The 15456-nt window shown below is 45.3% G+C and carries 8 protein-coding genes; 3 read left to right on the top strand and 5 right to left on the bottom strand.

The window, feature by feature from the left end:
• Positions 1-173 precede the first annotated feature (173 nt).
• Positions 174-596 carry a DUF3783 domain-containing protein gene (locus EXM22_RS11600; protein WP_168203471.1) on the top strand — a complete coding sequence of 141 codons (423 nt, stop codon included), beginning with the start codon at positions 174-176 and terminating at the stop codon, positions 594-596.
• 14 nt (positions 597-610) lie between these two features.
• Here the strand turns inward: EXM22_RS11600 and EXM22_RS11605 are convergent, their stop codons facing one another.
• From EXM22_RS11605 to EXM22_RS11615, 3 genes are read right to left on the bottom strand one after another with little or no spacing between them, the layout of a single operon-like run.
• Positions 611-4285, bottom strand: coding sequence for an LVIVD repeat-containing protein (locus EXM22_RS11605; protein WP_149486679.1), 3675 nt, complete (start codon positions 4283-4285; stop codon positions 611-613).
• Positions 4282-9768 (bottom strand): Ig-like domain repeat protein, encoded by a 5487-nt coding sequence (locus tag EXM22_RS11610; protein ID WP_149486680.1) that lies wholly within the window; start codon positions 9766-9768, stop codon positions 4282-4284. Before EXM22_RS11610 ends, EXM22_RS11605 begins: the two co-directional genes overlap by 4 nt.
• Entirely contained in the window at positions 9765-11957 is a 2193-nt protein-coding gene (locus tag EXM22_RS11615) for a hypothetical protein (protein ID WP_149486681.1), read from the bottom strand. Before EXM22_RS11615 ends, EXM22_RS11610 begins: the two co-directional genes overlap by 4 nt.
• A 193-nt stretch (positions 11958-12150) precedes the next feature.
• Here EXM22_RS11615 and EXM22_RS11620 point away from each other — a divergent pair, with 193 nt between their 5' ends.
• Complete coding sequence (locus tag EXM22_RS11620; protein WP_149486682.1) at positions 12151-12912, top strand: MBL fold metallo-hydrolase; 762 nt, start codon at positions 12151-12153, stop codon at positions 12910-12912.
• A gap of 25 nt (positions 12913-12937) precedes the next feature.
• Here the strand turns inward: EXM22_RS11620 and rpmB are convergent, their stop codons facing one another.
• Positions 12938-13165 carry a 50S ribosomal protein L28 gene (gene rpmB, locus EXM22_RS11625; protein ID WP_149486683.1) on the bottom strand — a complete coding sequence of 76 codons (228 nt, stop codon included), beginning with the start codon at positions 13163-13165 and terminating at the stop codon, positions 12938-12940.
• A gap of 116 nt (positions 13166-13281) precedes the next feature.
• Positions 13282-14829, bottom strand: coding sequence for a hypothetical protein (locus EXM22_RS11630; RefSeq protein ID WP_149486684.1), 1548 nt, complete (start codon positions 14827-14829; stop codon positions 13282-13284).
• Between the two features lie 54 nt (positions 14830-14883).
• On the opposite strand from EXM22_RS11630, the gene EXM22_RS11635 reads away from it, so the two are divergent.
• Positions 14884-15414 carry a hypothetical protein gene (locus EXM22_RS11635; protein WP_149486685.1) on the top strand — a complete coding sequence of 177 codons (531 nt, stop codon included), beginning with the start codon at positions 14884-14886 and terminating at the stop codon, positions 15412-15414.
• Positions 15415-15456 lie beyond the last annotated feature (42 nt).

Genomic DNA, 15456 nt, shown 5'->3' on the forward strand with positions numbered 1-15456 from the left:
TTCTCATACCTTTTCATAACTTGTACTCTTCTAAAATACTGACCCCAGTGAACCGGGTCAAACAATGAATGATCTTTTATTGGAAAGGAGAGAAAAAACATTGTACATTAAGTGTACTCCCCGGCGGTATTCCGATGTGAAAGGGGATGTATCAAAACAACAGGAAAATGATTATGCAGCAGGAAATGTGTTTATTCAGAGGATTTACTAAAGATCAGGCTACTCAGGCTCTGAATCTCCTATCTCAAGAAGGAGGTGAATTTAATACGAGATTCGCACCCATGACAGACAGCATGGAGACCATGAAAATGGAAGAATTGATTACGGCCTTGTTTGAAGGAACAGCCTTGGGCGGAAAGGCTCTCACCGAGGGCCAGAGAGTGGTCCTCATGGCTGTAACCCAGAAAGAAAGGGCTGTAACTGTGATGAGAGCGGTCAAGTCCGTCTCAGAGGACCCTCAGGACATTGTTTTTGCCATGGTCACCCAGACGGCCTTGCAATGGACTCTTCAGGAGTACATAGACCATATTTCTGAAGAACATGAGTATATGAAGACCCACAACCCCGCCGATGACCCGGATATGAAGAAGGTCTGATACGAGTCAGGACTCTATTTCCAGTCGGGAATTATGATTTTAACCACTGAAACACCGTCCATATCGGCCACATAGGCATAGGAACCGCTGGGTGCAGCATCAAGGGCAAACAGATCTTCACAAACAGAAACTTTCAAGGGCTGCAGAGTATCGCTGATCCTATAGATAGAGAGGCCCTTGAACCCTTCGGCAAGGTAGAGGAATTCATCCTCAATCTGTATGCTTTCCCCGACATCGGAGTGTATCACTGACAGAACCCGGGGGCTCTCCGGGTTCTGAATATCCATCAAAGTTATTCCTTTATTGTGAAGGACATAGAGTATGTCGCCATGCAATAGAAGCTGTTTTATCCCCTCATACTCGCCATAACGTTCTAATTCAAAAAATTGACCGTTGAGCTTCTGAGCCACCACGAGTCCCTCTTGGGCATCACCGACAAAGAGGGTACTGCCATAAAAAAGTGCATCACGGGGATCGCTGCTATAAAAGCGGGACTCGAATGAGAGAGAAAGAGCTGTATTCGGACCCTCGGGAACCTCATCTAGAAAAATAAGTCCTTCTTCTGAAGAAATGACAACGATCTGAGAACCATAGGGCAAGATGCGCCGAGCCCGTCCTGATAGGGGGACTTGGACCATGGGAGTCCTTGAAGGATCGGACAGACGAAAGAGTTTCAATCCTCCCGGGCCGTCGGCAATATACAGAATATCATCTTTGACCATAAAATCTTCAGCAAAGTCACTGGCAAAGTTTCTCAGCAAGGAGTTTTCATCCATCCTCTCGGGACTGGCGGCCTCATATACTGAGACTCCCCCCTGACGATCGGCAACCCAGAGACGATTCCCATCAGCAACCACCCCGTAGGCTCTACCGGGAGTTGTCCAGTTCTGCTGGACAAAAGACTGACCGAACAGATAGGTTCTCACAACCTTCAAACCGCTGATATCCGCCAGAAGGGCGTAATCGTCAGCCATGGCGAGGGCTTTTATTTCGCTTCCTCTGTAGGTTCCAAAATACTGTGGATCTGAAGGTCTGCTTATATCCACGGCCTGCAGACCTCCCAGACCATCGGCAATCATGGCATAATCTTCCCAAAGGCGGATCATCCGGGCATCATCGCTGAGATAATGGCTGAGTTCCTGCCACTGGCCCGCCCCTGACTGCTCCAGGATCACCATGCCCCGGTTTCCACAGGCTAGATAGATCATTTCATCTTTAACGAGGATGTCATAGACGGGATAATCGACAAAGGAATTGATTATTTCAGGACTGTAGGGATTGGAGATATCCAGAAGGATCATCCCTCCTTCCCCTGTGGCGGTATACAGCAAAGAACCTTCCAGATCCAACTGACGGACCTTCAGTTCCCTGAGGCTGCTTACTCGCTGGGGATTCAGTCTGTCTGTTATATCAAAGATCTGAAGCCCCAGATTGTCATCGGCCACAAAGACCAGGTTCTCCCGTCCCGCAATAGACAGGGCATTGGGAGTAACCCGGGAAAGAACGAAAAAAGGCTTGGTAGGCTCTTCAATATTGACGACCTGAAACCCTTGATCTCCCGAAGCAAGATAGACATATTCCTCTCCCAGATAGACATCCTCGACTCCTTTTTGATCCAAGAAGCCAATGCTTTCAGGCTTTTGAGGAGTAGAAATATCCATGATGTGGAATCCGCCGTCTCCGGCAGCCACATAGGCATAGTCTCCCATGACAGTAATTTTCTCGGGAAGGATCTGTCTGTAATGGGAAGAAAGAGTGATCTTATCCGATGGTTTTTCCACACTTGAGGCAGTCACTTCATAACTGAGAGGCCCCTTAACTGTTGCCGGTTCAATTCGATAGGTATAAATGGCTCCGAAGGAAGCAGTGGCGTCAATGTATTCTTCAGATGCCAGCTGATCTACAAGCACTTTGAATTCCTCGTCTTCATTGCTCTTCCTCCAAATACGGAAAGTACTTGCCCCAGGAATGGGATTCCAGCTGAGGATAACCTGTTCAAATCCACCCTGGGCCTTTAACTCCAGTGTCCCGGGGGCAAGAGGAACGGCTTCGGCGATTTCTGACCAGTACCGGTCCTCCTCTGTTAGGACCTCCAGTTTAGCCCTGTACAGCTTTCCGTTTACTGTCCCGTTGATGATCAGTGGTGACTGGACATTGTTGAATTGAACCGTCGGAATATCTACCGGGTCTCCATCTGCCTGGTCAGTGAGGTAAATATTCTGCTCCAGAGCCTCTGGGATTTCTTCCCAGGAGAAAACAAGCCTGCCATCTTGCGGTTCCAGTGAAAAACTTGGAATGTCACCGAATCCGGGTATCAAACGGATCTCAAGACGGCCTCTGGATTCGTTTTCTCCCAAGGCTTCCAGCTGCAAAACCTGTTCCCCTACCCTGTCGGTCATATTGATGGCAATGAAGAATTCATTGCGAGTCAAAGGGATCGTCCCGCTAAGGACCTCCTCACCGCTGGCCCGATCTTGAGGAACCATTCTGTACGACAAAGAGCGGATGCCCTCCAGCCCGGCTATCCCTTCATAGGGATCAACGAGGATTCCCTTAAGAGACAATTGCGCTCCGTATGTACGCACCGGCTCTTCCCTCTCTGTGAGAATCTGTGGGGGCTGGTTGCCATCCTGCAGTAGGATCGTCTGCCTGCTGATACGGCCGGCAAAGTCTTCTGATTCCAGAATCAGAGTCTGAGGGCCTTCCAGTGACGTTGTGATAAGATCCATTTGAAAACTGCCGTCCTCCTCCATAAAAACGGTATTACTCCAGTCTCCCAGTGTCGGGATTTTCCAGCTTAGAGAACGGACTCTCCCCTCCTCTTCATTCAAACCCGGCCCTGGCAGGCACTCCCCTTCCAACAAGAGGGAACCACGATAATAGTCCTGGGGCAAAGGGCTTTTCAAAAGGATCTGCGGGCCCCCCTCGGGGAGAAAAGGCTGATCGGGAACCGCCTCCACAATCTCTTCAACAGCAGGCGTTTCAGCTTCCTGATCCGGTTCTATAATCACAGCTTCTGCGGGTATTTTGACTCCCTGATTAGTCTCAGCAGCAGGGAGGAGCTCATCATTTGTGTCTGTTTTTACCACGTCCGGTTCTTCCGGCTGCACTTGCTCCTCCGGTGTTTCTTCAACAACAACTGGTTCTTCAGGTTCCGGTGAAGCAACGGCGATGAAAATCTGCACTTCGGCCTCTTCTGGCAGAGCTGTCACACTTGGTTCCTCCGGCACGGCAGCGATCCTCTCTGGTGCCACCTCTTCTGGAGGTACAACGCTAGTAAGTTCCATTTCTACCCCTTCCGGCCTCTCCGGCTCTTTGCCCGGAGGGTCAATACGTTCAGAAGATCTTGTAACAAAGTTCTTCCAATCATCGGGTAATATGGCCATTTGGCCTATTTCAATGGTTAGTTCTTCCTTCTCTTCAGGAATTAAAGGAGGTAGGAGATTGGATGGGTCTTCACTATTCACAATAGGGAGCGATTCAACTGCATCCGGATCATCCGGAAGCTGTTCTTTCTGAACCATGACCAGCTCAGGTTCATCGAGCACATTGGGAACTGAAGGCTCTGTTTCTTCAGAAACAGGCGCTACGCCCTCTCTCTCCTGGCTCAGTATACCCTCTTTCTTCCCACAGGAAAAAAAAATGGGAATCAGCAGAAAGAGGATAAGCCCCTTTAGGATTTTGTTCATGTTCCACTCATTTTTTTCATCAACAGAATAAACCCGGTAGTCAAAAGTCCAGCCAGGAACCAACCCAAAATCTGCAGTCCCAGGTACTGAAACGGATCTTCATGGTTTTCTGACGAATCCGAGAGGATCACATCGACCTGAGTCGATGTTCCCATAAGGAAGGGTGTTGTAGACACTGTGATCACCTCAGCTGTGACAATGACCGGTTCCATCCTGATGTTTAACTCTTTTAATTCTGCTCTACTCAATTCAGGCCCCAGGATCTTCTGCACACTGGCCTGGTATTCGGCCTGGTTCATTTCCACCTGAGCCATGGCTTCTGCCAGAACTTCATCCGAAATATCAAAATCTTCCATTTCCCGTTCTTTTACAGGACGTGAAGGAATAGCATTAGATTTGACAAACTTGGTTGTGAGGACAGGCCGGATGGACAATCTGCTGCGTTCTGAATCGCTTGAAACAATTGATTTAGAGACTTGAGTATCATAGGTTTGAGAGACGCTGCTAGTCTGTAATGATTCAATGACCTTAGAATAACGACGGAATTCTGAATCATCATAGGTGCTGATGGATTTAAAACTAGAGGTCCCTGTCTGGTTAGAACTAACAAGAGGCTGAATAGTAGTAAGAGTTGTGGAGAGACCGGAGACAACTAGATCACTCCCCGTACCATATACAATATCAAAACTATTATTGCTCGAATTCCCCGCGTCATCTGTAACAATAGGAGCCGTAAACTCATATGTTGTACCAACGGTAAATGTGGTTGCAGTATCGATCGTGTAAGTCGTATTACCTGCTGTTCCTCCTTCGACATTTGAAGGTCCATTTGTCAAAGCAATTTCTTCTAATGCGGGAGAACCGATGTCTGTTGTATCGATGGTTAGGACGGTAGATTCAGAATTCCCACTAGCATGAATTGTCGGTGCCACAGTATCCAGAGTAAAGGAGACTGTACTGTCTTCATCCGTGTAATTCCCGGCCAGGTCGTAAACCCTGATCCGGAGAGTATGACTGCTGCCTTCCACGGCATCGGGAATAAATGTCGTATATGGAATAGTATATGGTGCTGTTGTATCGTTTAAATCATCAGAGGCCAATCCTGAAAAAGCGGTGGAATAACTGAATTGATATCCCCGGTAATTCTCATCGAGCAAGGTTAATTCACCATCAGTATTGACCAGTTGGATGTAAGTATTCAAATCACTTGAATCTGCATTGAGGTAGGCTGATCCGGCTCCCGCACCACCCACAAGATCTATTGAAAAGTTCGAAAGATCCGGTGCTGTATTATCATAGATAACAAAGCTGGAATCATAACTATTCTCTTGATTTATTGTCGCAATATTACCTGCCATATCGCTGATGGAGGCAGTAAAAGGGATTTGCGCCTCATCGCTAAGATGGCTAGAAAGCGCACTTAAGGACTGCACATAAGTGAAGGAAGTATCTCCCGCAGTACCAGTCATCTCAGCTGCTGACGCCGTCCCTACAACGACATTCGGTATTTGAAGTTTTCGACCGGAGCTCACAGACAGATGGAATGTTGCTGCATCATTTCCATATTCTGAATTAGGGCCATCGCTGCTGTAAACAGTCGCACTGACACCATTAGCGCCCAAACTACCGGAGGTGACCACTGCCGGGGCTCCAGAATAGAACATGACGGCCAGGCCGGATGAGACCGATGTAATAGGAGAGGCGCTGTTCCCGGCTTTATCTTTTAGAGTCACATCAAAAGTAATATTTTCGTCTGACTCGTCGTAAGGCTCCAGGGGATTACCAGAATCATAGGGAATCGTTTCATAATCAAACTGAATCGAAGTTGTACTTATTATGGATGAGACAATTCCTTCATCCGATCCGATACTGACGGAACTGTTGGTTAAATCAATACCGGAGCTGTCTGCATCATGAGTCAACATCAATTGAATCGTTTCAGAATCTTTGGCGTATTCGGAGTTCGTCCCATCGATATTGGTGAAACTTGTTGCCGTAATATTCGGTGCCACAGTATCCAGAGTAAAGGAGACTGTACTGTCTTCATCCGTGTAATTCCCGGCCAGGTCGTAAACCCTGATCCGGAGAGTATGACTGCTGCCTTCCACGGCATCGGGAATAAATGTCGTATATGGAATAGTATATGGTGCTGTTGTATCGTTTAAATCATCAGAGGCCAATCCTGAAAAAGCGGTGGAATAACTGAATTGATATCCCCGGAAATTCTCATCGAGCAAGGTCAATTCACCGTCAGTATTGACCAGTTGGATGTAAGTATTCAAATCACTTGAATCTGCATTGAGGTAGGCTGATCCGGCTCCCGCACCACCCACTAGATCAATTGAAAAATTCGAAAGATCCGGTGCTGTATTATCATAGATAACAAAGCTGGAATCATAGCTATTCTCTTCATCTATTGTCGCAATATTACCTGCCATATCGCTGATAGAGGCAGTAAAAGGGATTTGCGCCTCATCGCTAAGATAGCTAGAAAGCGCACTTAAGGACTGCACATAAGTGAAGGAAGTATCTCCCGCAGTACCAGTCATCTCAGCTGCTGACGCCGTCCCTACAACGACATTCGGTATTTGAAGTTTTCGACCGGAGCTCATAGACAGATGGAATGATGCGGCATCATTTCCATATTCTGAATTAGGGCCATCGCTGCTGTAAACAGTCGCACTGACACCATTAGCGCCCAAACTACCGGAGGTGACCACTGCCGGGGCTCCAGAATAGTACATGACGGCCAGGCCGGATGAGACCGATGTAATGGGAGAGGCGCTGTTCCCGGCTTTATCTTTTAGAGTCACATCAAAAGTAATATTTTCGTCTGACTCGTCGTAAGGCTCCAGGGGATTACCAGAATCATAGGGAATCGTTTCATAATCAAACTGAATCGAAGTTGTACTTATTATGGATGAGACAATTCCTTCATCCGATCCGATACTGACGGAACTGTTGGTTAAATCAATACCGGAGCTGTCTGCATCATGAGTCAACATCAAGCGAATCGTTTCAGAATCTTTGGCGTATTCGGAGTTCGTCCCATCGATATTGGTGAAACTTGTTGCCGTAATATTCGGTGCCACAGTATCCAGAGTAAAGGAGACTGTACTGTCTTCATCCGTGTAATTCCCGGCCAGGTCGTAAACCCTGATCCGGAGAGTATGACTGCTGCCTTCCACGGCATCGGGAATAAATGTCGTATATGGAATAGTATATGGTGCTGTTGTATCGTTTAAATCATCAGAGGCCAATCCTGAAAAAGCGGTGGAATAACTGAATTGATATCCCCGGAAATTCTCATCGAGCAAGGTCAATTCACCGTCAGTATTGACCAGTTGGATGTAAGTATTCAAATCACTTGAATCTGCATTGAGGTAGGCTGATCCGGCTCCCGCACCACCCACTAGATCAATTGAAAAATTCGAAAGATCCGGTGCTGTATTATCATAGATAACAAAGCTGGAATCATAACTATTCTCTTCATCTATTGTCGCAATGTTGCCTGCCATATCGCTGATGGAGGCAGTAAAAGGGATTTGCGCCTCATCGCTAAGATGGCTAGAAAGCGCACTTAAGGACTGCACATAAGTGAAGGAAGTATCTCCCACAGCACCAGTCATCTCAGCTGCTGACGCCGTCCCTACAACGACATTCGGTATTTGAAGTTTTCGACCGGAGCTCACAGACAGATGGAATGATGCGGCATCATTCCCATATTCTGAATTAGGGCCATCGCTGCTGTAAACAGTCGCACTGACACCATTAGCACCCAAACTACCGGAGGTGACCACTGCCGGGGCTCCAGAATAGTACATCACATTTTCAGGGAGAATGACATCTGCAGATCCAGAATCAGGATGGCTTTCATTACAATAAATGGATTCATTTGACAGTCTATCTTTAATAACTATCTTAACAGGAACATTTTCATCACTGGCAACACTGCTACTCCAGTTATCCGATGCTAATGCAGTAAAACTATGATCTCCAACTCCGGAAAGAGTATCAGAAACGGAACCAATATACACATCAATAAAGACTTGGTCGCTATCAACATCAGCGACATTATCACTTGCTGAAAAATCTATGGTTAAATTATGAGTTTCATTACTATATGAATTATAGGCTTCAATAGAATGATTACTTACAATTGAGTAATCATCTATTTCAGGAGCTTCGCTGTCCTCATACAGGAGTCTCCTTAACGATGTAGAAACGCCATTAGATCCGACAACTTCTATATCAATATAGGTAGGAGTATCTGTGTCATAATCATCATCAGCGGTCAAAATACTTAAATGGCTTGTTATATCTATCTCAAAGCTATTCCCTGCATCATCAACAGTAACACCAGGAGCAAGATTATCTGCACCATCATAAAAGGAAGTGAAAACTGTTCCGTTCGTTAGTTTAAATACAAATTCTGAAATATCAGCACTATCTTCAACAATCGTACCTGTAACAAGGTCTGCTTCACCCGTATTGGTAGAGAAATAACCATAAACACCATCATTAATGACTTTTGGCGTCACATCCGGTCCAATGGTGTTCTCTGAGATAAAAATATTTTTCTCGATCTCATGATCATTTTGGTCAATGGCCGTAAAGCTCATGATAATTGACCCCTGCCCTTCCAGGTTATCTTTAATATAAATAGAAGCATCGACTTCCATCGTTTCAGGATCGAAAGTGAATAAACCTGCATAACTCTCATCGGGATATCCATCAATCCTACGCTCATATAGACCAGTAGAGCTATTATAATAGCTGAGTGTATCAGCGCTATAACTATCCACATAGGTCTCTGTTTTATCTATGATCAAACTCCCAATGATTGTATCAGCCAGAGTAAAGCCTATTTCGGCAATTTCACTGGCTGAATTTGGATCATCTTCGGAATTGCTGACCGTTCCAGACAAATATATATCTTCCTGGGCCAAATACTTTTTAGCATTGCCATATGAATCTACCAGCGTTATATCAGCGATAGGTCCATCGCTTTCAAATAAGGAAATACTTTCCTGGGTTGAATTATTATTCCGATCTGTTACAGTAATAGTCACAGAGATGAAACCATTGAGGATGTTGGGTTCTATGGTTGAAATGGAAAATTCGATGATTCCAGATTCAGGATCATACACAATTGTATCGGGTCCACCATCGGGATCTTTTGAAACCTGACCATCGGAACTTATGTTAATGAGGCCTCCTCTAAAATCATCATTAGACACAGAAAAGGAGATAGAGGCGATATCACCAGCACCATCATCTTCGGTTCTGGCATCATCCTCTGCATATATTGAAAATTCGACAACAGACAAATAATTTGAATTCTCTTCAGGCGAATAGATTTCAATCGTCGGGGCTAAATTATCCAGGGCTGCTGTGACCACATCATCCGTTAAAGGTTCCGGACAGGAGATGAATAAAAGAGACACAAGCATAAGGCTGGTGTATAGAAACGACTTTTTCATGATCCGCTCCTTCCTTCAACCCGAATGGCAGAAGCTCCATCTTCCTTAAGATAGGAGTATTCTCTTAACAGTTGGGGATCTAATTCCTGGAGCTGATTGGCATAATCAGCGGATTTATCAAAGTTTTCGAGTTCGTAATAGCATCTTGAAAGATTCAGGACAATCCTGGAAAAGGCCGCTGATGAAGTTCGGGAGCGGGACAGATAATCCTGCTCTACATTATGATAGAGCCTAAGAGCATTCTGATACTGCCCTTTGAGGTACATGATATTAGCCAGATTCACCTTGGAAGGAAGATAGTTTCTATCCAGGGCCAGGGCATAGTTGAAAGCCTGCTCGGCTCTGTTGTATGCACCAAACTGGGTACAAATAGTTCCCAAAGTATTATACCCGCTCTTGCTATCCTTTTCTCTGGCGACCTGATCGTAATAGGCGATGATTCTATTGACAAGCTGGTCTGTTTCCTGTGATACGGCCCTGGCAATGATTGACTTTTCTCCATACTGAAGCCCCAGATCCGTTTCTTTCAAACCAACAGGCCGGAAGACCTGCTGGGCTTCACGGGTTCTGTAGAGTCCGCGTTTTTCTGCCTCATTATCATATTTATTAAACTCTGCGGCTCCGACGTCCCAGGCTTCGGAAAAACCGGATGTTCCAATCAGGGTGATCTCCACAGGAACCCAGAGTTCTCCGTCGATGTTCAGGGTTTTTGACTTGTCCGGATGAATCTGTTGGTAGTTGCGGGCATCCTCTTTTGTATTGAATGCGGCATAGATGTGACCCGGCGTGGTTATAAAGGACGTCTCGATTCCCACAGATTCTAAGAGGCTGCAGTAAAGTGCGGTCAGGTCATCACAGTCCCCGGTGCCTCGTTTCAGGGTATTCCGCGGCAGGCTGACCTTGTCTATGACCAAGGGGTTTTCCTGGGCGGCATCAAAGGGAGATGTGGGATCTTTTTGATAAATACAACCAATTTCCGTTAGACCATAGTACATCTGAAGAGCGACCTGGAGAGATTCATTTAAACCGGGATTGACAACATCCCTGGCGCTCTGCCGTACAAAACTGGCATAGTTGCGCAGAGCCGAGTCGGAAGGTGTGATATAGGCCGCCATCTTGCGGTCATCATCCCAGGTCAAAGACTCCTTATCATACAGGTCATACGAAACGGTCATGATCTGAGAACCTGCATTGCCCCGGGCCGTGTAATTCACCATGAGTTCCGCCGTCAGCGGCGAAATACCCTCAATGGCAAAGACCTCCTGATTATAGGCTGCATAGATATCTACCAGGGTGCTTTCTCCAGGGGCCAGTTCGACAATTGAACCGGCTTTGGTTGGAGCGTCCATAAATCCAGCCTGCATAAATTGAATATTTACATCATGAATAGGGAATTTCTCGGTATTTGTCAGTTCCAGCTGACCGATGGGATTTTGTGAATAATAACTTTGCAGGGAGGCAAACAGGGGAGGCAAATCAAATTCACCAAAACGAAGACTCCTGATCACAGCCTTGGGATCATCCGGATCGGTACCGACTCTGTAATGTCCGGCAAAGCCCAGACCAAAGGAAAAACCATTGAACATATCGAGTGCCGAAAATGACCGTGAATACCGGAGGGAGGGATGAACACTCAAACTGAAATTGTAGGTCATATTAAAGGCAGCAGTTCCTCCCGCTCCGGCTATGAACTCAAGGGCACTGCGGGAATCTCCTGTTTCCTGATCGATATTGGGATAGATGGCCTGTCCCAACCCCAAATAGACATCTCCCCCCATTTCCAACTGTTTGTTGAATTTATGTATATAAGAGCCACCTAGAATTCCATAATAAATGTTATGGGAAAATCGCTCTGCCTCGACAGAGAGTCCAGCACGAAGGGGGCTGGCCAGTTGTATACCCAACCCCAGAAACGGCTGGAGTTGAGGAATGGATTTGAAGGAATATTTTGTATTGAAATTAAAATCGTTAAAACTGAATTCTTCTTCATAGGAAATAGAGAAAGGAGACAGGCTCTGATACTCAAGCCCTAAAGACAAGGGGCTCCTGTATTTTTCATTGTAATCAATGTCATAGATCCGAACATCTCCGGTGAGAGGATCATCAAATTCCTGAGCACCTAGTTCTACGGTCATGAAAACTATGAGAATCGAAAAACGAAACAGAGCATTAAATTGGGAAGACTTCAAATCCTCCTCCTCTTTTTCTACAAATATTATAGACTAAAAAATGCTTAATAATCATAAAATTGCATAAAATAGTGGTGAAATAATCATTATCAGTGATATTTTTTGTAAACCATTTCTTTTGAATATATGCATTTAAAAATCAAGTCAAACATTATTCCTTTCAGCCTTATGGATAATTTGCTACACTTTACTCATGAAAATGAAACTATTGGGCACTGGTACATCTCATGGAATACCAGTTGCCGGATGCAGCTGTCCCGTTTGTCAATCAGAACGATTAGAAAATAAAAGATACCGCTGTTCCCTGTGGATTCAAGAGGATGAGACAAATCTTATCATCGATACGTCTCCTGAATTCCGTCTTCAGGCTGTCAGGGCCGGAATATCAAAGGTTGATGCCGTACTGTTCACCCATGCCCATGCAGATCATCTCCATGGTATTGATGATTTGAGACCTTTCAGTTGGAAAAAAGAGATTCCCATTTATGCCCAGAAAAATGTGATCAAGGAAATCCAGGAACGATTTCCCTATATATTCACAGCTCCGAAACAGGGTGGGGGTACACCAAATATTAAAGCGAATTTGTTTCCGGATCAGGGGAGCCTGTCTATCGGCCCTTTGAAGATCACTGCCATTCCTGTGATGCACGGGAATCTCGGGATTTTCGGATACAGAATAGGAAACGCCGCCTATATAACCGATTGCAGCTGCATTCCCGACTCCAGTTATGCCTTATTGAAGGATTTAGATCTGCTTATCTTGGGAGCCCTGCGATACAAACCGCACGAAACACATTTTTCTGTTCCGCAGGCCATTGAAGTTATAAAAAAAATAAGCCCTGGAAGGGCTTATCTGACACATTTATGTCATGATTTGGATCATTTTCAGTTAAAAGCAGATCTTCCAAAGGGAATTGAACCTGCCTGGGATGGATTAGAAATAACCCTCACCTGATTAACTAAAAAGGAAGTTGTAAAAATTAAGCTTTTACGACTTTCCCTGCCTTAAGACAGCGGGTACAAACTTTCATGGACTTGGGTGTACCGGAAACAAGGGCTTTTATCTTCAGAAGGTTAGGTTTGAAAGTCCTTTTAGACTTAACACCGATATGCTGACCGGCTCCACCTTTCTTCTTGGGAAGACCTTTTCTGGGTACACTGTGTCCCGCAACAGTACCTTTTCCACAGATTTCACATTTTCGAGACATATCTATTCCTACCTTCTTTTCATCTTAAATGAGCGATCTGAAATATATCAAATTGAAAAAACTATGTAAACCCGAAAAACCATGATTCTTAATGGAATTTCTTTTTGCAGCGAAATTTAAGGCCCTTCCTTACGGAGAGATGAGAAATTCCCAGCCTCCAGACTCCACTTTTCCTGAATCCAATCCTCAATTTGTTCAGCCCAAACCTGAAAGGACTGACTATTTGGCCCGATACCCCGTTCCAGATATCTTCGCTGATCAGGGTATGTCGCAAGGAGGTTCCTCATACGGACCCCAAAATAATCGGAAGCATTATAAGCACTCTGTTGAACCAAATAAGCCTGAAATTCATTGATCATAAGGTCTTCGTTTTCCGGATCATAACCATACCACCCCAGAAAGAACCGCCACATGACACGCTCTTCCTCCTCTAAGGACTCCCAGAGTCCCTTTACAAAGGTCCTGTATTCTGCAGAGGTGAAGTAAATACCGTGTGAGGCTTCGTGTGTGAGAAAACGCTGCCTAAGCATGGGGGAGGACTCACGGGCGATGGAAATGATCGCCCCCGTTCCCGGAATAAGGGTTTCATCGTCCTGTTCTTTCAAAATTCCCTGTTCTATAAGGATCGTGCGCATGAGGATCTCTTCCGGATTGAGTTCAAAAGAGCTCTCTCTTGCGCTATTGAAAAATAAAGCCAGATCTGAGGGCCGATAATCGTGGGCGTTCCAGCCATGCTTACCCCTGAGCTGTTCATTGGTCATAAGGGTTCCCTTATATCCTTTTTTCTCAACAAAATAGGATAATCTCGTGAAAAAGCGGTTTTGAACATCATAATCCAGACAATCCCATACCAGGATATTCGGAAATGAAGACCAGCTGTAGATTTCAAAAGTCTCGTTCCTCCAACTAGAAACGGGAATTGACAGGATTTGGTCAATCTCACGAGGCAAGGGAGAGGGAAAGTCGGGAGGAGACTGCAAGTCAAAAGACAATGAATTTATATTGCCGACTGGAGAAAACTGCCAGATATCATTTGAGGGAGACGGAAAAGGAAACTGAAAAAAACGCTCTCTCTGTGAAGGCGTTATTTCATACTTTTCATTTTCATCATTTGCATTTGAGCCGTCCAAAGAATCCAAGGATGATAAAATGACTGGTCCTGTATTGCTTATATATATAAGGATATCCTGTTCTCGATTTTGAATCACAGGAATTTTCACTTCAAGACTGTCGGGTTTCTCAGTATAGAGTGTCAGATCATAGGGCGACCTATCCCGTAGCCCTGTATAAAAATCTGTATTTTCAGTAAATGAAACAGATGAGAGAGTAGCATCACCGGGAAACACAACTTGTATCACAGCTTGATCTGCTGAGGAGGGGAGTGTCAAATGGAGCTCTCCAGTGGAGAGGCTCAAACGAAGATCTGTTTTTGTATCATAATGAAGTTGAATGTAAAGAGACCGGTCTGCTAATGCCGGAATAAAAGTATACTCGGTGTCTCCGGCACCGGGGTGACCCTTCCCTGCCGGATTCATGAGGGGAAGATTCCCCGCATTCCGGAACATCCTGATTTCACTCCGCAGCTCATAAGCAAATAGACCTTGGGCTGAAACGATGGAAAGGAGTAAAAAAATGAATAGTATAAAAGACAGGACTCTTTGCATAATTCTCCTGTATTTATAATATAAGATACCCAGACCGTAAAGGCATTAAAAAAAATGAGAACGAATTATATATCGGCCATAGCTCCTGCGAAAGGAGCCGAAGGCGAACTGCAGAAATTCAGAGAAAGGGTTTCAAAGACATCTGCCTGGTACTCCCCTCTTCCCTTAATCATCCCCATTCATACTTTTGATGCTCCTTTCCCTCGAGACAGGGTAAATCCCTCGGGGCTGAGGCTCTTGCCCCCCTTAAACCTGGAAGGACCTGTCGTAGAAAATGATAACATCATTTTAGAATTCAATGGTGCAACGGCCTTTCACGATTCCCAAACCTACCTGCGAGTCATACATGAAAAACAGATTCCCCCTGTATCGAAGACACAGTTTTCTGATTGGAAGGGGCTGCTCCTGAATCCCTGTGGCCTGCATTTTCCTGAGACCTCGATTCCTGAGGAAGTGGAATCCGTCAGTTTTCATTTTAGAAGCTGGCAGATAGGCCTCTATAAAATCCGTTTCGATGAAAACAGGCGGTGGTGGGAAGATTTCAAATGCGCCTGCCTCTGGCAGGTCAGAAAACCCTCAAATTAACTGCCATTTCCTAATATTCTTAGTCCATCCTCACAATTCTCC

It is taken from the genome of Oceanispirochaeta crateris (genome assembly GCF_008329965.1).
Classification (GTDB): domain Bacteria; phylum Spirochaetota; class Spirochaetia; order DSM-2461; family DSM-2461; genus Oceanispirochaeta; species Oceanispirochaeta crateris.

What these genes read in the sequence shown, in the direction of transcription:
- EXM22_RS11600 (WP_168203471.1), top strand. Translation starts at nt 174, where the DNA reads ATGCAGCAGGAAATGTGTTTATTCAGAGGATTTACTAAAGATCAGGCT.
- EXM22_RS11605 (WP_149486679.1), bottom strand. Translation starts at nt 4,285, where the DNA reads ATGAACAAAATCCTAAAGGGGCTTATCCTCTTTCTGCTGATTCCCATT.
- EXM22_RS11610 (WP_149486680.1), bottom strand. Translation starts at nt 9,768, where the DNA reads ATGAAAAAGTCGTTTCTATACACCAGCCTTATGCTTGTGTCTCTTTTA.
- EXM22_RS11620 (WP_149486682.1), top strand. Translation starts at nt 12,151, where the DNA reads ATGAAAATGAAACTATTGGGCACTGGTACATCTCATGGAATACCAGTT.
- rpmB (WP_149486683.1), bottom strand. Translation starts at nt 13,165, where the DNA reads ATGTCTCGAAAATGTGAAATCTGTGGAAAAGGTACTGTTGCGGGACAC.
- EXM22_RS11630 (WP_149486684.1), bottom strand. Translation starts at nt 14,829, where the DNA reads ATGCAAAGAGTCCTGTCTTTTATACTATTCATTTTTTTACTCCTTTCC.
- EXM22_RS11635 (WP_149486685.1), top strand. Translation starts at nt 14,884, where the DNA reads ATGAGAACGAATTATATATCGGCCATAGCTCCTGCGAAAGGAGCCGAA.